Source organism: Synechococcus sp. UW179B (genome assembly GCF_900474245.1).
Lineage (GTDB): Bacteria > Cyanobacteriota > Cyanobacteriia > PCC-6307 > Cyanobiaceae > Synechococcus_C.
In genome coordinates, this window is record NZ_UCNZ01000001.1 from 26562 (window position 1) to 44418 (window position 17857).

Genomic DNA, 17857 nt, shown 5'->3' on the forward strand with positions numbered 1-17857 from the left:
CCACTTGACCGTTCTTGCCTCTACCGACTCGCCTTCTGCCGTGCTCAATGCTGAGCAGATCATGGGTCTGCTGCCGCATCGTTATCCCTTCGCCTTGGTGGATCGGGTGCTTGAGCACGTTCCAGGTGAGCGCGCTGTCGCGATCAAGAACGTCACCATCAATGAGCCCCATTTCCAGGGGCATTTCCCTGGTCGTCCCTTGATGCCTGGGGTTTTGATTGTTGAAGCGATGGCTCAGGTGGGTGGATTGATCGTGACTCAGATGCCGGATCTCCCCCAGGGCTTGTTCGTATTCGCCGGAATTGACGGTGTTCGTTTCCGTCGGCCGGTGGTTCCTGGAGATCAATTGAGGATTACCTGCGAGTTGCTCAGCCTTAAACGAAAGCGTTTTGGCAAAGTAAAGGCGGAGGCCACGGTGGATGGACAGCTTGTCTGCTCCGGTGAGCTGATGTTTTCTCTGGTGGATTGATCGTGATGAGTGAGGAGCTCTCCACATCAGTGATCACGGACGATCGCCCCGCTCAGGTCCATCCGATGGCGGTGGTGGATTCCCGAGCGCAACTCGCCAATGGTGTGGTGATCGGTCCTGGAGCTGTGATTGGTCCTGAGGTGAGCATCGGAGCGAATACCTGGATTGGTCCCAACGTGGTGCTCGATGGTCTTCTGCGCATTGGCGCTCACAATCGCATTTACCCGGGTGCCTGTTTGGGGCAAGAACCTCAGGATTTGAAATACAAAGGCGCTCAGACGGAGGTTGTCATTGGTAATCACAACACCATTCGTGAATGCGTCACGATTAACCGTGCTACCGATGAAGGGGAGCAGACTCGAATTGGGGACAACAATTTGCTCATGGCTTACTGCCACCTTGGGCATAATTGTTTGCTTGGAAACAACATTGTGATGTCGAATGGCATCCAAGTTGCCGGCCACGTGCTGATTGAAGATCGGGCTGTAATCGGTGGTTGTTTAGGAATTCATCAATTTGTGCACATCGGCGGCATGGCCATGGTTGGTGGCATGACCCGTGTGGACCGTGATGTTCCTCCCTACTGTCTTGTGGAAGGGCATCCAGGCAGAGTGCGGGGTCTCAATCGTGTGGGCTTGCGCCGCCAGGGCTTGCACCGCCTCGAGGGGGGGCAGGAATTTAAACAGCTTCAGGAGGTCTGGTCGTTGCTCTACCGCTCCGACCACGTTATTTCCGATGGCTTAAACCTTGCGAGGCAGCAGGCTTTGCTGCCTGCCGCAAATCATCTCTGTACGTTTTTGGAGGGTTCCTTGTCGACAGGTCGACGGGGCCCCATGCCTCCTCCATCGAGTCGCTGATGGTGCGTCTGCTCATCAGCACCGGCGAGGTGTCAGGAGATTTGCAGGGAAGCTTGCTGATTCAGGCCCTTTGGCGCGTCGCTGAACGTCGTGGACTCGATTTAGAAGTCCTCGCGCTGGGCGGTGAACGGATGCAGGCAGCTGGAGCTGAGTTGCTGGCCGATACCTCTCCGATGGGAGCGATCGGTTTATGGGAAGCCCTGCCTTTGGTCGTGCCAACGATTCGATTGCAAGCCAGGGTGGATCGGGTGTTGAAGCAGCGCCCACCCGATGGCGTGGTGTTGATCGACTACATGGGCGCCAATGTGCGCTTAGGCCACAGCCTCAGAGACCGTCTGCCGGATGTACCAATCACCTATTACATCGCTCCCCAGGAATGGGCTTGGCGCATTGGGGAGGGAGGCACCAAAAGTTTGCTGCAGTTCACAGATCGCATCCTGGCGATTTTCCCTGAAGAAGCCGAGTTTTATGCCGGTCGAGGCGCTGAGGTGACCTGGGTGGGGCACCCCCTTCTCGACATGGTTCCGGTTTCGCCTGATCGCCAGGCTGCCCGTCGTGCGCTGGGTTTGCCCTCGGAAGGAGCCCTCTTGCTCTTGATGCCTGCATCACGGCCTCAGGAATTGCGTTACCTCATGCCTGAATTGGTGCAGGCTGCTGCCACCCTTCAGGCCCGTGACCCATCGTTGAATGTGATGGTCCCAGCGGGATTGGAGCGCTTTGAGGAGCCTTTGCAACAGGCCCTAGACCAAGCGGGAGTTCGCGGGACCGTCATTCCCGCCGATCAGGCGGATGCCATGAAGCCCCACCTTTTTGCCGCTGCGGACTTGGCACTGGGTAAATCGGGCACGGTGAATCTGGAATTAGCCCTTCAGGGTGTGCCGCAAGTGGTGGGCTATCGCGTCAGTCGTGTGACGGCCTGGGTGGCACGGAGAATTCTGCGTTTTCACGTGGATCACATTTCGCCTGTCAACCTTCTGCTTAAGGAGCGTTTGGTTCCGGAGCTGTTACAGGAGGATTTCAACGCCGATCAGCTTGTGGCCTTGGCGATTCCGCTGTTGGATCACCAGGAGGAGCGCCAAAGGATTTTGGATGGGTATCAGCGCTTGCGTGACACCCTTGGTGAACCGGGTGTGACCGACCGTGCTGCTGAAGCCATTCTTGACCAGATCCAATAGCCATCCTGAATGTATGCGTGCGTTGATCCCGCTGGTTTTGGCCAGCATCCTGTTTTTGAACCCAATGTCAGCCCTGGCAGCTGTCCAGGATGCGGTTCTAGCTGGCGGCTGTTTTTGGTGCCTTGAACATGATTTAGAGGATGTGGAAGGTGTGATTTCTGCCGAAAGTGGTTATAGCGGCGGCCATGTGGATAACCCCACGTATCAACAAGTGAGTGGTGAAAAAAGTGGACACCAAGAGGTTGTGCGGGTGCGATTTGATTCCGATAAAATCAGTTATGCCATGCTTTTGCAGCATTACTGGCGCAATGTTGACCCGCTTGATGGACAAGGCCAGTTTTGTGATCGAGGAGACTCTTATCGGCCAGTTATTTTCACCTCTGGAGAGAATCAGGCTGATGTTGCGCAAGCGAGTGCTGCTTCTGCTGCCAGTGAATTAGGGTTGCCTAAATCTAAGATTAAAGTGCAGATTCGTGATGCAGTTCGGTTCTGGCCTGCTGAGGATTATCATCAGAATTATGCCAATAATAACGAGCTTCGTTATCGGTATTACCGTTTCAGTTGTGGGCGTGATCGCCGTCTTGATGCCGTATGGGGCGAACGTGCAAGGACGGGAGCAGCATGGGCGAGCCCTAGCCCCCAATAACCACTTTTCAAAAACCGAAGAAAATCTGTAATTCGGACCTTGGTTCCATTCAGGCATTTCTCAGTGAAGATGCGGGTTATCCCCTCTCGACGCCTTAAGACTTTGTCCTTACCATTAGCCCAAGATTTGTGGAGGGGCTGTATGTATCTGCTGACGATCAAGGATGGTCTAGTGACGCGTCACGTGGGTCCTTATCCGTCGACGAAGCAGGCTTCGGATGATTTGGATCGTGTACTTGCGACGTGTTCTGAGCGGGCGCGTTGGCAAATTCATGCCCTCGAGTGCCCACGTGCGATGACTGCGGTTGCGTCCTAATCGGCTCGTCGGCCTGGATAACCGCTGAGAAGACCGCTTTCAATCATTAAGCCGATTCCTGCATTGATGCAGATCAGGCTCAGCGTTCCATACCAAAACCAAGGGCCACGGTCCTGTCCTAGTAGCTGAATAATCCTTCGACTGATCGCTTCCCCGAACAGGCAGAGACCTGCAGGTAAAAGCAGAACTCCAAGTTGAGCTCGCACGTACCAGCGCAAGGGTCTGGAAGCCATTTGTTTTTGTGGGTTCACAGTCTTGGGAAAATTTAAGCCTCGGCTTGCTGGGTTTGAGCACACACCCAATTCACCAAGGTGCGGACTCCATAGCCTGTGGCTCCAGCAGGATCCATTCCTCTTCCTTTATCGCTCCACACCGTGCCGGCGATGTCGATGTGGGCCCATGGGATGGAGCTTTGGACAAATTCCTTGAGGAACAAAGCGGCTGTGATTGAGCCTCCTGGGCGAGGACCTGTGTTTTTCAGGTCCGCAAGCAGTGATTTCAGTCCTTTTCGATAGTCCTGGTGCATCGGCATGCGCCAGATCCCTTCCCCTGCATCCTTTGCTGCTCCCTCTAAGGCGTGGGCAAGCGCATCGTCTCCAGTCCAAAGCCCGGCAATCTCGTCGCCAAGGGCAATCACGCAGGCTCCGGTCAATGTGGCCAGGTCAACGATGGCATCGGGTTCGAGCTCGGATGCATAAACCAAGGCATCCGCGAGGGTGAGCCGGCCTTCCGCATCCGTGTTGTTGATTTCAATCGTGGTGCCATTGGACGCGGTGACGATGTCACCGGGGTGCACGGCAGATCCGTTGATCATGTTTTCGCATGACGCCACCAGCATGTGCACTTCCACCCCCTCGGGGCGGAGCTCAGCGATCGAGCGCATCGCGCCAAGAACGGCTGCACTGCCTCCCATATCGAATTTCATCATGTCGATCTGAGCAGCACCCACTTTCAGGTTGTAACCGCCGGAATCAAACGTGAGTCCCTTGCCCACCAAGACCACCCGTCTTGTGGCCGGACCTGAGGGGCGGTAGGTGAGATGGATGAACTTGGGATCCATATCTGAGCCTTGACAGACGGAAAGGAATGACCCCATTCCCCTGGCTTCACAGTCGCTGCGCTCGAGCACCTTCAAGTCCAAGCCATGCTCATGCGCTAGCTGAGCGGCGCTGTCCGCAAGGGCGGATGGGGTGACGCTGTTCGGAGGCGCCGCAACCAGTTCTCGTGCGAGCTCGACCCCCGCGCAAATGGGATGCACCGCTTCGAGGGCGCTGCTGAGCGTGTTGGGGAGAGGGCCAAGCAGTTCCAGACGCTCGGGGTGGATGCTGGGCTCGGGTTTGCTGCGGAAGCGTTGATCGCTGTAAAGAGCCAGCCTGACCGCTTGCGCTGCAACGCTGACTGCTTCTGCAGGATTCACGGCGTTCCATGGCAAGAGCAATCCGAGGCTGCCGGCTTGCTCCTTGCTCGCCCGTGCCGCAGCAGCTCCAGCCTTCCGAAAGCTATTGACATCAAGTGCTTCAAGAGGGCCCATGCCTATCAGCACGAGGGATGAGCAGTTGGGGTTGAGGAGTTGAAGGCTCGCGTTCTCTCCGCTTTTTCCTTGGAACTTGCGTTGTTCCAACCAGTCGCCCAGGGAGATGGAAAAGCGTTCCTCCATCGCTGGGATCCAGCCATTGGGATCCCCCTCTGCAATGCCTAGGGCCAAGACGGTTCCCGACCAGGCCTGTGGCTGGGCCGAAGAGAGGGAGATCTGCATGGAGATTGGGCGCGTGAGTCGATGCTACGGGGCACCCTTAATCGGCATGGAACGGTGTGGACCAACGCGCACGGGTTTCCTTGTTGAAGGGCGGTTGCCAGAGGCGAATCAAGGTTTGTTCCAGGCGTCGTCGTGAACGGGTGTCCTGGGGAACATCGGCCCAGAAACGAATGCTTGTGCTGCAGCACAAGCCCGTGCCCATGCAGGCCTCTTGGTAACTCGCCAAGTAGGCCTTGCAGTCGTGCTCGCCTTTCCAGCGACGATCAGCCGCCTTGGTTTCTCCGATGTAGAGAAGGATGGGATGGTCGAGTTCTTTCGGGCGATCCATCACGAGATAGATGGCCGCCCCTTGATGGGGACTGTTGGGCCAACGCCAGAAGCTCAACGCTAAGGGCCTGAGCTGAAGAGGCTGGAAATTGCTCAGCGGATTGGTGTTGTCGCTGGCAAACAGGTGCTGTTGTCCAGTTGGTTCATCTCGATGCCCGGCCTGAGACTCCAATGGTGGTGCGAACAGAGGTGCCTGGAACTGATGGATGCGCTCTTGCCAACCCCGCAACAGCTCCGCACTCAGGGGCAGGGAAGGATCGATCAGTCCACTGGATTCTGCTAGTGGCTGCTCGAAAAGGTTGCCCTGCCCAGGTGGAGTGCCCATGGGTTTAGCCCCTTGGAGGAAGGCTGGGGCCGGATGGCCGCGCCCCAAAACTCACGCGACCAATCAGCTGTTCCACAGCATCAGGGGGTAAACACACGCGTTCCTGGAGATCGGCGAGATGTTCAAACGGCTTAAGCCGCCTCTCCTGGATCAGACGTTGGAGTCGGGGTTTTGGCCAGTTGAGCGTCTGCTCCAACAAGGTGGGGGCAGCGGCATTGAGATCCAGGGGGGGCTGTTCAGGCAGCACGGGAGCATCCCCATGCCAGCGGAACACCAGGTGGGGTGTCCAGCGCTCCACCAGATCACTAGGAAGGTTCAGCAGAAGAGCGAGATCATCCAGCTGGGTGAACTGCACCCCACCCCGTTGGAGTCGCATTAAGACGTCGACCATCGCCTCACTGCAACCGGGCAGTTTTTGCCATTGCTCAGGGGTTGCCCTGTTGACATCCAGGCTCCAGGTTTCAGCTGGGGTAGGGGGAGCGCTCAGCTTTTGTTTCGCTGTTTGTTTTGCTGTTTGTTTTGCTTTGACAGGATCTGGAGGTAGATCGCCGGTGGCCTGCAAGAGCTTGCGAGCCAGGGGGTCAAGCCAGTGCTGGCGCGCCATTGATTCGGGAACTTGCTTCTTGGCCAGGACGATACCGAGCCCAAGCCTCAGGTGTTAGGGGTTCCAGCGTGGAGGCAGGGTTGGGATGTCGATCAGTCCCTGTTGAAAAGCCACCACCACGGCGTGGGTGCGATTGTTGGCCTGCAGTTTGCGCAGCAGGCTGCCGATGTGGGATTTCACGGTGTCGATGGAGACGACAAGGCTGTCTGCGATGTCCTGATTGCTCATTCCTTTGCAAAGTCCACGCAGCACGTCCTCCTCCTTCAGGCTCAGTTCGGGAGGAATGGCGCCGGAGGCGGTGCGTCCCAGTCGACCGTGCCGGAGAACGTCGGCGATCACGGCATCGTGATAAGTGCCATCGGATTCCATGGCGGTCAGCGCAGCTGTGACGCCTCCCATCCCGACATTTTGATGGGAGCACAATCCATCACAGGGGGCGTCGATCGCCTGGAGGATGGTGCGCAGAATTGGACGCTGAACGAGCAGCAACGCTTTCAAGCTGGGATTGTTCTGCTTGGCGCGCCGAACGAGGCTCGGGCCATTGCCACCCTCAAGCTGGTCCGTACAGATCAAGAGGTTGGCATCCGTTGTTTGCAACCTCTGAAGACATTCTTCTTCAGTCGTGGCGGCAGCAACGAGCTGCCCTAAGTCCTGAAACCAGCCCATCCAGCTGGCCATTAACACCTGATCAGCACTGGCAATCGCTGTGCGACTTCCGCGCAGAAGACTGTGACCCTGCTTGCTGCGTGTCTGAAGTCTGGGGATCTGGGAGGTGAGATCCAAGCCGTTTTGAAACTCTCCACATGTTGGCTTTGGTGAGGGGGCGTGGATCCGCACTGTGAGGGATTGCGTGAATTGTTCAAAATATGAGCGACTCTTTCTCAGGACCATGGCCTTCTTCGATTCCGAAATCGTGCAGGAGGAGGCCAAGCATCTTTTTGGCGATTACCAACAGTTGATGCAGCTCGGGTCGGATTATGGAAAGTTCGACCGAGAAGGGAAGAAGAAGTTCATCGACACGATGGAAGACCTGATGGAGCGTTACCGCGTTTTTATGAAACGCTTTGAGCTCTCAGAAGACTTTCAAGCCAAGCTCACGGTTGAACAGTTGCGAACGCAGCTTGGGCAGTTTGGGATCACGCCTGAGCAAATGTTCGAACAGATGAATCAAACCTTGGAGCGGATGAAGAGTCAGCTCGAGCAATCGGAAGGTCAGTGAGCCGTACGATCCGTCGCACAGCAAAGTCCTCCTTCGATGACAGTCAACCGCAATTCACTTCCGAACTGGTTGGCGCGGGGGATGGCCGATTTATTTCCGGACGGCAATCCTGATGATGGGGATCAGGCGTTAGCTGCGCGCTTGGCCGCGGCTGCCAAGGATGGCCGTCCACTTCGGGTGAAGTTGGGCATTGACCCAACAGGAAGCGATATTCACCTCGGCCACAGCATTTTGTTTCGCAAGCTGCGCGCTTTTCAGGATGCGGGGCATACAGCCGTTCTGATTATTGGTGATTTCACCGCTCGGATCGGTGATCCAACGGGCAAGAGTGCTACGCGCGTGCAGCTCACAACGGAGCAGGTGGAGGCCAATGCGACGACCTATCTGCGCCAGCTAGGGCAAGGACAACCCAAGGAAAGGGCCCTGCTTGATTTTGAAACTCCAGGACGCCTGGAGGTGCGACGCAACAGCGAATGGCTTGAGGGCCTGGACTTGCCTCAGGTGATTGGCTTGCTGGGAACGGCCACCGTGGGTCAAATGTTGGCCAAGGATGACTTTGCCAAGCGGTATGGGAGCGGTACCCCCATCGCTCTGCATGAGTTTCTCTATCCCTTGCTTCAGGGGTATGACTCTGTGGCTGTGGATGCTGATGTGGAGCTGGGGGGGACGGATCAGAAATTCAATGTGGCGATGGGGCGTGACTTGCAGCGTCATTTCGGCCAACGAACGCAGTTCGGCTTGCTCTTGCCGATCCTTGTGGGTCTTGATGGCGTTCAGAAGATGAGTAAGAGCCTTGGCAACACGGTGGGCTTGGAAGATGATCCGCTGTCGATGTACTCCAAGCTCGAGAAAGTTGGTGATGCGGCCATTCACGACTATCTGACGTTGCTCACCGATCTGGCCGATGAAGCCTTGCCGGAGAATCCCCGTGAAAAGCAAAAAGCCATGGCTTTGGCGGTGACGGCAAGCCGCTATGGCATGGAGGTGGCCCAAAAAGCTCAGGCGGATGCTGCCACGTTGGTGGCTGGATCGGGTGCAGCAGCGGCGGATGTGCCAGAGGCATCACTTTCTGCAGTGAATTTTCCGGCCAAGGCGTTCTATCTGCTCAGTGCGGTGGGGATCTGTGCCAGCAGTAGTGAGGCGCGCCGGCAAATCAAAGGGGGAGCTGCACGCCTTGAGGGAGAGAAAATCACCGACCCCAATCAAGAATTTGCTTCAGTATCCGAATTGGAAGGGAAGGTTCTTCAGCTAGGCAAAAAGACATTTAGGCGATTAGTGCCTTGATGTGCTGCTATGACTGCTCCAGCTCAAAACCAGGAGAAGCATGCTTGATATGAACTCTTCGCGTTCTGTCTTCGGAGTGGTCCTTGCCTGTTTGGCGGGTGTGGGAATGACAGCACCGGTCCATGCTGGGATTAAGGATGAATATGAGCGAGCTCAGGCGTGTGACTACAGCAAGGCTGACTATGGAAGCGATGTTGGTGTCTTTGATGAGGTAAACGTACGGTTTTGTATCAGTGAGGATCGTCGATTTGTTGTGTATGTGATGCGCAGCGGTAAATCATGGGCCTTGCCCTTTGATCGTGACTATCGCGAGGCCGGAGTGATGAGTTTGAATACCATTGAGGGCGATAAATTAGTTCACTACACCAAGAAAGAAGGTGTGGTCAAGCGCGTGATTCTGGGAAGGAAGCGTGTAGATAGGCCTGTTTTGTATTGATGACCTGTCGTTGTGTGTTGCCGATCGCCGCAGGGTTGGCAGAAGGACCCTGCTGGTGGTCTGAGCGGAACATTTTGCTTTGGGTGGATATTGAGGCTTCCAGAATTGGCCTGTTTGATCCTGCAACAGGTAACAATGATTTTTTTCATCTTCCTGCCCACGTGGGTGCGGTTGTTCCCACATCCGTTGGCGATTTGCTGCTAGCAACAGCAGCGGGGTTGATGAGGATGGATCCGAGCACCGGGGTTGTGACCCTGTTGTTGGATCCAGAGGTCGATCGGCCTGGCAATCGCTTCAACGACGGGAAATGTGATCCATGGGGCCGCTTTTGGGCCGGCACGATGGCCTATGACTTCGAGCCATTGGCTGGATCTCTATGGCGGCTGGATGGTGATGGAAGGATCACGCGCCAACGCCGCCAGCTCACCATTTCCAACGGACTGGCTTGGAGTCAAGACCGTGGGACGCTCTATTTCATTGACTCGCCAACGCTGAAGGTGATGGCCTTCCCGCTTACCAGCTCAGGTGAGATCGCCGCAGAACCCAGCATCTGTGTGCAGATTCCAGAGGATTGGGATGCCGTTCCGGATGGCATGTGCATCGATGCGGAGGGAATGCTTTGGATTGCCCTCTTTGGTGGTGGGGCGGTCACGCGCTGGGATCCCATCAGCGGTCAATTGCTCGAACGGCTGGAGTTGCCTTGTCGTCAGGTCACCTCCTGTTGTTTTGGCGGTCCCCACTTGGATCAGTTGTTTATGACGACCGCAAGAAGGGAGATGGATGCTGCTGCCATTGCGGCCGAGCCCTTGGCTGGTGGCCTGTTTCAGGCGGATGTGGGTGTGAAAGGTTTACCTGCCGATACTTTTCAAGTGGCGGGTTGACCTAATGGGCTGCCCATGACCCATCACGATGAGGGTCGTGCGGAGACGGTGCGTGGCTTCCTCTTTCTCGGCTGAATCAGCGGAACGGATCATCGTGGCCCTCGATGGCATGTCCCCTGATCAGGCTTCGGTTTTCAGCGCTCAAGTGAATGGGCTGCGCTGGGTGAAGGTGGGGTTGGAGCTGTTTGTGCAGGCGGGTCCCGGGGTGGTGGCGCAGCTGCGCGATCAGGGTCTGCGGGTGTTTCTGGATCTCAAATTTCACGACATCCCGGCCACGATGGCCGGGGCTTGCCGGCGTGCGGCAGCTCTGGGCGCGGAGCTGATTACGGTTCATGCCTGCGCGGGCAGCGAAGCGCTGCAGGCGGCTCAAGCCGCGGCGATAGAGGGTGCCCAGAGCGCCGGTCTTGCTACTCCAACTCTGCTGGCGGTCACGGTGCTCACCAGCTGGGAAGAGCAACGGCTGCAAAGGGAGCTGGCGATCGAGCAAGGCATCGACGAGCGGGTGCCGGCGTTAGCGCAGCTATCGGCAACTGCCGGTATCGGTGGTTGTGTGTGTTCGCCTTTGGAGGCCGCGGCGTTGCGGGCGCATCACCCTGAGCCCTTTGCACTGGTGACACCGGGGATTCGCCCCAAGGGTTCTGAAGTGGGAGATCAGGCCAGGGTGATGGGGCCTGCTGAGGCGATTTCAGCAGGTGCAAGCCAGTTGGTGATCGGCCGGCCGATCACCAAGGCTGAGGATCCCAGTGTTGCGTTTGCCGCCTGCTGCGAGGAGTTAAGCCTGGGCAGCTGCTAGTGGTGCTGCTGTATTTCCTATGAAGTCTGAGCGGGTAGGTCTTGCTTCCATTGAGCTTTCGTGGGCATGCACTGAGCTGGGTGCTTCATTCCGCACTTTTTGAATCAATACATGGTTGAAAACCTGGGTTGATCTCAACAGAATTCAAATTCTGGTTAGTCGTTTGGATGTTTGAAAACAATGTGCGCGTTTGGTCTTTTCGCGGCTTGCTGAAAGGCAATTTGTTGGCCTTCTCGCTGTTGTTCCTCGGTGCCCATGCCTCCTTGGCTCAAGTTGCAACGGCAGATCTTCCTGGAAATCCCACACCTGTTGGAGGGGTTGGCACGCAGGAAATCCCTGAAGCGGATGTAGAAGATTTTGATATCCCTGTTACATCTAAGCCAACTTGTAATCCATCACTAAAAACGGGTGAAAAGGTTGAATTAACAGAAACAGCTGAAAGTCTCACCTGTACCGGCCCAGGAGAGGAAACGGTGAGTTCAATTACTGGACCTAATGGTCAATCAAATTCCATAATTTTAGAAGGTGGCGCTAATCTCACAGTCACAGGAGATGTGGCTCTCGACAAGGACATCGTAAGCGGTGTAAGCGGTGGAACCATTAACAAAGGCAATACGATTAAGATTCAGGAAATGGTGTGCCGGGATCCCAAAAATTGTTCCAGTTTGAATATTAACGGCAATCTCTCTTTCCATCAAAATGACGGGAAAGGTAATCCTGACAGCATAAGTAATGCTGGAACGCTTAATGTCGGCGGAAGTGTCGACCTTTATCAATATGAGGACACCTTCACGAACAGTGGAACAGTTAATATCACGGAAAATATTGGATTGGGTTCTGGTGACGACAAGCTGCTTAATTCTGGAAGTCTAACAATAGGCGGTGACCTAAATACAAAACTGGGAGATGATTTGGTTGATAACTCTGGGTCTCTGACTGTGAATGGCAACCTCCAGGAGGCTGAAAGAGGAAAAGATCACTCAGGGAGCTGTCCTGGAAATGGAGAGGGGAGGGTGAAAGCAATGTGTGGAACCAGTAATAGTGATTCGATTAAGAATTCTGGTGAATTTACTGTGACGGGAAACATCGTACTTGGATCCTCGCGCGAAGAAAAAGATCGGTATCCAACTTGGGCTGATAATGACTCTATTACAAATACTGGTGTGCTTTCTGCAGCAAGTATTCAGTTCGAGAAAAAGCTGTCAACAGGTACGGACGTTGATACTTTGGTGAATACAGGTATATTAAATGTGACTGGCGATATACTTTTTGGGCGTGATAAAGATGCTTTTTCAACAGATTATAATTTCACCGTTGGTGGCGTGATCGATGGAGGAGATGGAGAAGATACCGTCACTTTTGGCCGCACTGCGCTGCCTGATTTTTTTAGTAGTGGCGTTCAAAATGGTGGTGAAGTAAGAGCTGCAAACTTCAAAAATTTTGAGTTCGGTTACCAAGATGGCGGTAATTGGGATTACGACGGAGATTTTTCAACAGACGAGTCGGGAAATCCGCGGATTGATACTTTCACGCTTAGTGATGGCACCTTGAGAGCTAGGGACGCTGAATATCCAAAGTTTAAAAAGTTCGTGTTTGAAGATGGCTCAATTGACTTTGTGAAAACGGTCAGTGCTGATCCAGCTTTGGCTGTGACTGAGCAGTTTGATTACAAAGGAGAAGAAGGGACTCTTTATATCGATGCGCGCTCTGTTGCCAGTTCGCCTGATCTCAATCCGGTTTGGACTGTGATCGAGGGGCCGGTTGTGAATGCAGAGGGGTTGGCTAAAAATACGATTCTGGTTACAGGTGATGCGACACGTAGTCAGTCTGAGTTTGAATTTACGGGGCTTGCGAATGCTGATAATTTGCAAAACGATGATAACAAGAGTGGAACAGTTGCTGTTTATCCTTTCAACTATGCCTATTTGGGGACAAAACAAACATCTTCGGCTCTTCGGGCTAATGCATTGCAAGGTCAGACAACAACAGATTTTGAAGTGCGATTGGTCCCAACGGAATCCCCGATTGGCCCGCAACCAGATCCTGATTTTTGCGTCGAGAATCCCAATGATCCTCTGTGTCAAGGCACGATTGAGCCTCCTGAGCTCATCGGCTGCGAAGACGAAGATCTTTGTGAAACACTTCCTCCGAATCGCGATCCAGAGGATTCAGAAGATCAACAGACGATTGAGATTATCGACATCATCACGGATGAGCTTCAAGAACCTCATCCTGAGCTTGAGCTCCCATTAATTGATTACGGTCAATTGGCTCGACTTCTGGGTTCCGGTCTTTCCCCACGGAACATTGATGCGTCTGGTCGTGGTCTTCAGACCTACAATAATCTTCTGGCTGATACGATTTTTGAACGCTTGCCACTTCGCCAATTCACGGCTGTGGAGCCTGAGCCCCCTGTTGCAACACCTCCTATTGAGGAGGAGCAAGAGTCTGTTCAACAGGAGCCGATTCGCGGACTTTGGAGCAAAACTGAGGCCTTGAGTGATGCTGATGCCCAGCAAGTGATGGCCCAATCACTAGCTCAATCTGAGAATGAATCCTCCTCAATAGCTAAGTCCGAGGATTCCTCCTCTGAGCTGCTTCATGTCAATGGAACCACTTACATCGAGAACCCTTCCCTCACATCTCAGTACAGCCTTCGTGATGGATGGCGTGCCTGGTTTCGTGGTTTTGGAGGGAATAATCGTGCTTACAGTTCCACCACTCTTTACAACGATTATTCTCTGAATGCCGGAGGGGTCATTCTTGGTGCTGATGTGTCATTGAGCGATTCATTTCAGATTGGTTTTTATGGCAACTATGGAAACGTCAATGTGAATCAGCTGGGTGATACCGGTGGTGGTTCTTGGAACCCTGATGGTTGGGGTGGTGGCGTTACGGCTGAATATTGGACAGACAATTTTTATGTGCAGGGTTTGATTGGAGCCTCCAGTTTTTCTGGAACGCAAAAGCGCGGCGTGCTCTCGATCACTGAGTCGTTAGGTGATGACACCGCGTCGGGAGGCAAAAACGCAACATCACTGCTCGGTGCTCTCCGTGTTGGTGCACCCTTCCAGTCAGGTGGTCTTTATCTCGAACCTCAGTTCACTGCCATCTGGACTAACAACAACGAAGATGCATTCACTGAAAGCGGTATCGATGACAATCTGCGCCTGAGTTATGGCAGCCGAAGTACGAACTATCTGGAGACAGCCCTGGGGATCAAGTTGGCGTTCCCAATTAACAGTGGTGAGTTTGCAGAGTGGGTGCCAAATCTGAAGCTTGCCTGGTTGGCTGATTGGGACACCGGAAACGGTGCTCAATCGATCGGCTACAACTTCACCAATCGCCGTGTTGATTTTGAAAGCCAGCAGAGCAATCAAAATGGAGCACTGATTGAGGCGGGCCTGGATTACACCGTGGCAAGTCTCGACACCACATCCTGGAAGGTTTTTGCTAAGGGAGGGGCAGAAGTTTGGGGTGGAGATCGTGGCACCACATGGCGTGCCAGTGGAGGCGTCACATTCCAGTTCTAATTATTTAGGAAAATTGAATTCTCAATTCTTCGCTGTGAGGGTGGAGCCATCAACTGAAGTCCCTGTTGAGCCAATTCGCGGGCTGTGGAGTCAGACGGAGGGGATGGATGAGCATCAGGCGCAACAGTATTTGCAGCAACGAGTTGCTCAAGGAGAGCAAGGCTTGGTGGATGACGTTGGCTTTGAATCCGATGGAGTTGGCTATGTCGAGGATCCATCGCTAACAGCGCAATATTCCGGTCGTGAGGGAGTTCGTGCTTGGTACCGCGGCTTTGGTGGCGACCTTGGCCCGACAACGACATTTACGTTGTATGGGAATTACAACGCCAGTGCCAGTGGGATGGTGCTTGGCGCTGATGTGTCGCTGGGCTCCAATGTGCAGATCGGTGTGTTTGGTAATTACGGCGATGTGTCGCTTAATCAGCTCGGTGGTGACACCGGCTCTGGATCCTGGAATCCCACGGGTTGGGGTGGTGGCATCACCGCTGATTGGTGGAGCGACAATTTTTATGTGCAAGGTCTTATTTCGGCGTCCAGTTTCTCCGGTAGGCAGTCGCGCAACATCATTGCCATCAATGAGCAGTTGGGGAATGAATCGGCGCGCGGGGATAAGACCGTGACCAGTTATTCCTATGCCTTGCGGCTTGGTGCACCGTTTGAGGCGGGCCGTTTGTTGCTGGAGCCGCAGTTCACCGCAGCTTGGACGCAAAACCAGGAGAGCGGATTCACGGAGAAGGGTGCTGATCGGTTGAATCTGCGTTATGGGAGCAGGACGACTAATTTCCTGCAGACCGAATTGGGGATGAAGTTTGCGTTGCCAATTCAGAGCGGTGAGCGTGGTGAATGGGTCCCAAGTGTTCGTTTGGCTTGGCTGGGTGATTGGAACCAGAACAATGAAGACCAGAGCATTGGCTATGAATTCACCGACAAAACGGTTGGAGTGGATTCATTGAAAGACGACCAGAACGGAGTGTTGATTGAAGGGGGATTGGATTACACGATGGCGAATATCAATAACGGCTCCTGGAAGTTGTATGTGCGTGGTGGCGCTGAAGTGTGGGGCGGAGAAAGGGGAACGGATTGGCGCGCCAGCGGCGGCATGACCTGGCAGTTCTGATTGCGGGAGGCAGAGGGTTGATTCATTCGCTTAAATCAACCTTGCAGTAAACCCATAGCTGTAGCCGCATCCAGCTCATTGCAGCGCTGTTTTCTTACTCGCTCCAGCGCTGCAGCTCCCTGGCATCTTCCTCCAGGGTGTCTACGTGATGTGCGGCATCGTGCTGATCGGCGAGTTCCGGTTGGCGGCAGTGTTGTTGACGGTGCATTGCCTCATGCACCAGCTGGGAGGAGCAGCGGCTCCAACCGGAACTCGCCATCAGCAAGGACATCGCCTCAGAGACCAAGGCTTAACGGGCGCAGCATCACGAGCCGTTTGCGTTGGTGATGCCGGGGATTCGCCCTAAGGGAGCGGCCGTGGGCGATCATGTTCGGGTGATGGGGCTGGCCGAAGCACTGGCACCGGCTGAGTTTGCCGCTTGCTTCAGGGGGCTTAGCCGCTGATCTGTGCCTTAAAAGGTGAGGCTGAGACCGCCCCAGGCTCGCCAGCTGGTGCCAAGCCCGCTGCCCCAGAACACCGGGCCCCCACGCACGAACACGCCAACGGAGGTGTCGCTGAAATTGAAGGTGGTGTAGTCGAGGCCAGCTTCCACCAGCAGGCCATTGGCATTTTCGGTGCTCATGCCATAGGAATAGCTTTCACCACTCTCGATGAATCGCACGGTTTGGTTGCCATTGCCTTGCCCCCAGTTGGCGATCCAACCCAACCGCAAGGAAGGAAAGAACAACGAGCGTTCATCGCTGCGAAGCGGCACGCCGATCTTGATGGCCAGCTCGGTGCCAAACAGGTCGGCGTTGCTGCCGCTGAAGCGCAGCCGCTGATCGCTTGACACGCCGGATTCACTAAAGGAATCAAACGTGGCACCGGTCCAGCTGAACTGGGCCTGGGGTTCGAGATAGATGCTGCCGGCATCGATGGGAGCGCCGAGACGCACGGCGGCATTCCAGGAATTGCCGCTGCGATCACCGCTGGCGTTGTCGCCGTTGAGCTTGCGCTCCTGGCGGCCGGAGAAGCTGGTGCCACCAAAGAGGCCTTGCACGTAGAAGTTGTCGGTCCACCAGTCGGCGGTCACGCCGCCGCCCCAGCCGCTGGGGTTCCAGGAGCCGCGGCTGCTGCTGGTGTCGGTGCTGCTGTAGTTGCCATATAGCCCGAGGCTGAAGGTATCGCTTAGATCCATATCCAAGCCGAACACCACCCCACCGCTGTTGAGATCGATGCTGCGGTTGTTCAGCTGCAGCCGGTCTCCAGCGCCGTAGCCATTCACCCAGGCTGTGAGGCCTGGGTCCATGTACGGATGGGAATAAAGCAGAGTTGTGGGCTCGAGGATCTCTAGGTAATCGGTGTCCCCGAAGCGCAGGATTTCACCGCTGACTGTGGTGGAGACCGTTGATTGCTCCACCTGCGCGAGCATCTGCTGACGCAGGTGGGTGTTCACATAGTCGAGGGCCAGGGGCTCCGGTAGGGCGCTGTCTTTGTTCCAAAGCGCCCGGATCGGCTCGGGTGCGGGCTGCGGTTGCGCGGCGGGTTCGGGCGCTGGCGCCGGTGCAGGTTCAAACTCTGGTTCCGCTTCCTGGGGCTCGAACACCCTGTAAGGCTTGCGGCGATCAAAGATCAGGCCGGCGGGAACGCCGGGAATGCCTCCCCAGACGGGAATGCGTGGGCGATCTGAACTGGAGCTCCCAGGATTGTCTGAATTATTTGGGTCAGGATCCGGCAGGCAGGTTTCACCCCCAAAGGGATCTGGGGTGCAGCTTTGGGCGTGGGCAGGCTGGGTGAGCGGAGCACTCAGGATCGCCAGCACCAGCGCGGTGACACCAGCGGAGGATTGAACCAGCGAGGGGAGCCGGCGGTGCTTCTGCGTCACAGGAAGTTCAAACAATGTGCTCGCAGGTTGGCCAGTTTCTTGCGTTATTGCATGCCATCCGTTGCAAAGTCTGGGCCAAAGAGCGTGGTGTGCTTGTGCTGGCTGATTCCCTAAAACACCTTCAGCACGGTGATTAGCGGCTGCGTTGTTTGACGCTCAAGCTGAATGCTCGATCAGGTGCCTTGATTCAAACATTGCACGATTGGAACCAAAATTTTTTTGAGCGCCTAACCCCAGTTCAGAAGCTGGTTTTTGA

The 17857-nt window shown here is 55.1% G+C and carries 18 protein-coding genes and 1 pseudogene; 12 read left to right on the forward strand and 7 right to left on the reverse strand.

The window, feature by feature from the left end:
- The first annotated feature begins 4 nt into the window (after nucleotides 1–4).
- The 4 genes from fabZ to msrA are packed head-to-tail and all read left to right on the forward strand — an operon-like array spanning nucleotide 5 to nucleotide 3147.
- The gene (gene fabZ, locus DXY38_RS00145) at nucleotides 5–469 is read left to right on the forward strand and encodes a 3-hydroxyacyl-ACP dehydratase FabZ (protein ID WP_038013497.1); all 465 of its coding nucleotides are present in this window, start codon (nucleotides 5–7) and stop codon (nucleotides 467–469) included.
- 5 nt (nucleotides 470–474) lie between these two features.
- Nucleotides 475–1326 (forward strand): acyl-ACP--UDP-N-acetylglucosamine O-acyltransferase, encoded by an 852-nt coding sequence (gene lpxA, locus DXY38_RS00150; RefSeq protein ID WP_115070068.1) that lies wholly within the window; start codon nucleotides 475–477, stop codon nucleotides 1324–1326.
- Complete coding sequence (gene lpxB, locus DXY38_RS00155; RefSeq protein ID WP_115069978.1) at nucleotides 1326–2501, forward strand: lipid-A-disaccharide synthase; 1176 nt, start codon at nucleotides 1326–1328, stop codon at nucleotides 2499–2501. Before lpxA ends, lpxB begins: the two co-directional genes overlap by 1 nt.
- A gap of 13 nt (nucleotides 2502–2514) precedes the next feature.
- Nucleotides 2515–3147 (forward strand): peptide-methionine (S)-S-oxide reductase MsrA, encoded by a 633-nt coding sequence (gene msrA, locus DXY38_RS00160; RefSeq protein WP_115069979.1) that lies wholly within the window; start codon nucleotides 2515–2517, stop codon nucleotides 3145–3147.
- 311 nt (nucleotides 3148–3458) lie between these two features.
- Here msrA and DXY38_RS00165 read toward each other — a convergent pair whose 3' ends face one another.
- From DXY38_RS00165 to DXY38_RS00185, 5 genes are read right to left on the reverse strand one after another with little or no spacing between them, the layout of a single operon-like run.
- The gene (locus tag DXY38_RS00165) at nucleotides 3459–3695 is read right to left on the reverse strand and encodes a hypothetical protein (protein ID WP_006853577.1); all 237 of its coding nucleotides are present in this window, start codon (nucleotides 3693–3695) and stop codon (nucleotides 3459–3461) included.
- A gap of 32 nt (nucleotides 3696–3727) precedes the next feature.
- On the reverse strand, nucleotides 3728–5218 hold the full coding sequence (locus tag DXY38_RS00170) for a leucyl aminopeptidase (RefSeq protein ID WP_115069980.1): 1491 nt from the start codon (nucleotides 5216–5218) through the stop codon (nucleotides 3728–3730).
- A gap of 37 nt (nucleotides 5219–5255) precedes the next feature.
- Nucleotides 5256–5870, reverse strand: coding sequence for a GIY-YIG nuclease family protein (locus DXY38_RS00175; RefSeq protein ID WP_170952802.1), 615 nt, complete (start codon nucleotides 5868–5870; stop codon nucleotides 5256–5258).
- A 4-nt stretch (nucleotides 5871–5874) separates the two neighbouring features.
- A complete protein-coding gene (locus DXY38_RS00180; RefSeq protein ID WP_115069981.1) occupies nucleotides 5875–6474 on the reverse strand; it encodes a general secretion pathway protein GspK in 600 nt (199 codons plus the stop codon).
- Nucleotides 6475–6528: 54 nt separating this feature from the next.
- Complete coding sequence (locus DXY38_RS00185; RefSeq protein ID WP_170952803.1) at nucleotides 6529–7257, reverse strand: response regulator transcription factor; 729 nt, start codon at nucleotides 7255–7257, stop codon at nucleotides 6529–6531.
- Nucleotides 7258–7363: 106 nt separating this feature from the next.
- Between DXY38_RS00185 and DXY38_RS00190 the strand changes: the two genes are divergently transcribed.
- From DXY38_RS00190 to DXY38_RS00220, 7 genes are all read left to right on the forward strand, one after another.
- On the forward strand, nucleotides 7364–7693 hold the full coding sequence (locus DXY38_RS00190; RefSeq protein ID WP_006853572.1) for a DUF1825 family protein: 330 nt from the start codon (nucleotides 7364–7366) through the stop codon (nucleotides 7691–7693).
- A gap of 36 nt (nucleotides 7694–7729) precedes the next feature.
- Nucleotides 7730–8977, forward strand: coding sequence for a tyrosine--tRNA ligase (gene tyrS / locus DXY38_RS00195; protein WP_115069982.1), 1248 nt, complete (start codon nucleotides 7730–7732; stop codon nucleotides 8975–8977).
- 49 nt (nucleotides 8978–9026) lie between these two features.
- Nucleotides 9027–9413, forward strand: coding sequence for a hypothetical protein (locus tag DXY38_RS00200; RefSeq protein ID WP_244278933.1), 387 nt, complete (start codon nucleotides 9027–9029; stop codon nucleotides 9411–9413).
- Nucleotides 9413–10294: an SMP-30/gluconolactonase/LRE family protein gene (locus DXY38_RS00205; protein WP_115069984.1), complete on the forward strand. Its 882-nt coding sequence runs from the start codon at nucleotides 9413–9415 to the stop codon at nucleotides 10292–10294. Before DXY38_RS00200 ends, DXY38_RS00205 begins: the two co-directional genes overlap by 1 nt.
- 28 nt (nucleotides 10295–10322) lie before the next feature.
- Entirely contained in the window at nucleotides 10323–11087 is a 765-nt protein-coding gene (gene pyrF / locus DXY38_RS00210) for an orotidine-5'-phosphate decarboxylase (protein ID WP_115069985.1), read from the forward strand.
- Between the two features lie 128 nt (nucleotides 11088–11215).
- A complete protein-coding gene (locus DXY38_RS00215; RefSeq protein WP_136987986.1) occupies nucleotides 11216–14620 on the forward strand; it encodes an autotransporter outer membrane beta-barrel domain-containing protein in 3405 nt (1134 codons plus the stop codon).
- 40 nt (nucleotides 14621–14660) lie between these two features.
- Nucleotides 14661–15737 (forward strand): autotransporter outer membrane beta-barrel domain-containing protein, encoded by a 1077-nt coding sequence (locus DXY38_RS00220; RefSeq protein ID WP_136987988.1) that lies wholly within the window; start codon nucleotides 14661–14663, stop codon nucleotides 15735–15737.
- 94 nt (nucleotides 15738–15831) lie between these two features.
- Here DXY38_RS00220 and DXY38_RS13540 read toward each other — a convergent pair whose 3' ends face one another.
- Nucleotides 15832–16023 carry a hypothetical protein gene (locus DXY38_RS13540; protein WP_206749668.1) on the reverse strand — a complete coding sequence of 64 codons (192 nt, stop codon included), beginning with the start codon at nucleotides 16021–16023 and terminating at the stop codon, nucleotides 15832–15834.
- Here DXY38_RS13540 and DXY38_RS00225 point away from each other — a divergent pair.
- A pseudogene (locus tag DXY38_RS00225) lies at nucleotides 15956–16180 on the forward strand (orotidine-5'-phosphate decarboxylase); the annotation flags it as partial. The gene DXY38_RS13540 and the pseudogene DXY38_RS00225 overlap by 68 nt on opposite strands.
- A gap of 8 nt (nucleotides 16181–16188) precedes the next feature.
- Here the strand turns inward: DXY38_RS00225 and DXY38_RS00230 are convergent.
- Entirely contained in the window at nucleotides 16189–17601 is a 1413-nt protein-coding gene (locus tag DXY38_RS00230; protein WP_136987990.1) for an autotransporter outer membrane beta-barrel domain-containing protein, read from the reverse strand.
- Nucleotides 17602–17857 lie beyond the last annotated feature (256 nt).

What these genes read in the sequence shown, in the direction of transcription:
- msrA (WP_115069979.1), top strand. Translation starts at nt 2,515, where the DNA reads ATGCGTGCGTTGATCCCGCTGGTTTTGGCCAGCATCCTGTTTTTGAAC.
- DXY38_RS00190 (WP_006853572.1), top strand. Translation starts at nt 7,364, where the DNA reads ATGGCCTTCTTCGATTCCGAAATCGTGCAGGAGGAGGCCAAGCATCTT.
- DXY38_RS00175 (WP_170952802.1), bottom strand. Translation starts at nt 5,870, where the DNA reads ATGGGCACTCCACCTGGGCAGGGCAACCTTTTCGAGCAGCCACTAGCA.
- lpxB (WP_115069978.1), top strand. Translation starts at nt 1,326, where the DNA reads ATGGTGCGTCTGCTCATCAGCACCGGCGAGGTGTCAGGAGATTTGCAG.
- pyrF (WP_115069985.1), top strand. Translation starts at nt 10,323, where the DNA reads ATGAGGGTCGTGCGGAGACGGTGCGTGGCTTCCTCTTTCTCGGCTGAA.
- lpxA (WP_115070068.1), top strand. Translation starts at nt 475, where the DNA reads ATGAGTGAGGAGCTCTCCACATCAGTGATCACGGACGATCGCCCCGCT.
- DXY38_RS00180 (WP_115069981.1), bottom strand. Translation starts at nt 6,474, where the DNA reads ATGGCGCGCCAGCACTGGCTTGACCCCCTGGCTCGCAAGCTCTTGCAG.
- DXY38_RS00165 (WP_006853577.1), bottom strand. Translation starts at nt 3,695, where the DNA reads ATGGCTTCCAGACCCTTGCGCTGGTACGTGCGAGCTCAACTTGGAGTT.
- DXY38_RS00205 (WP_115069984.1), top strand. Translation starts at nt 9,413, where the DNA reads ATGACCTGTCGTTGTGTGTTGCCGATCGCCGCAGGGTTGGCAGAAGGA.
- tyrS (WP_115069982.1), top strand. Translation starts at nt 7,730, where the DNA reads ATGACAGTCAACCGCAATTCACTTCCGAACTGGTTGGCGCGGGGGATG.
- DXY38_RS00170 (WP_115069980.1), bottom strand. Translation starts at nt 5,218, where the DNA reads ATGCAGATCTCCCTCTCTTCGGCCCAGCCACAGGCCTGGTCGGGAACC.
- DXY38_RS00200 (WP_244278933.1), top strand. Translation starts at nt 9,027, where the DNA reads ATGAACTCTTCGCGTTCTGTCTTCGGAGTGGTCCTTGCCTGTTTGGCG.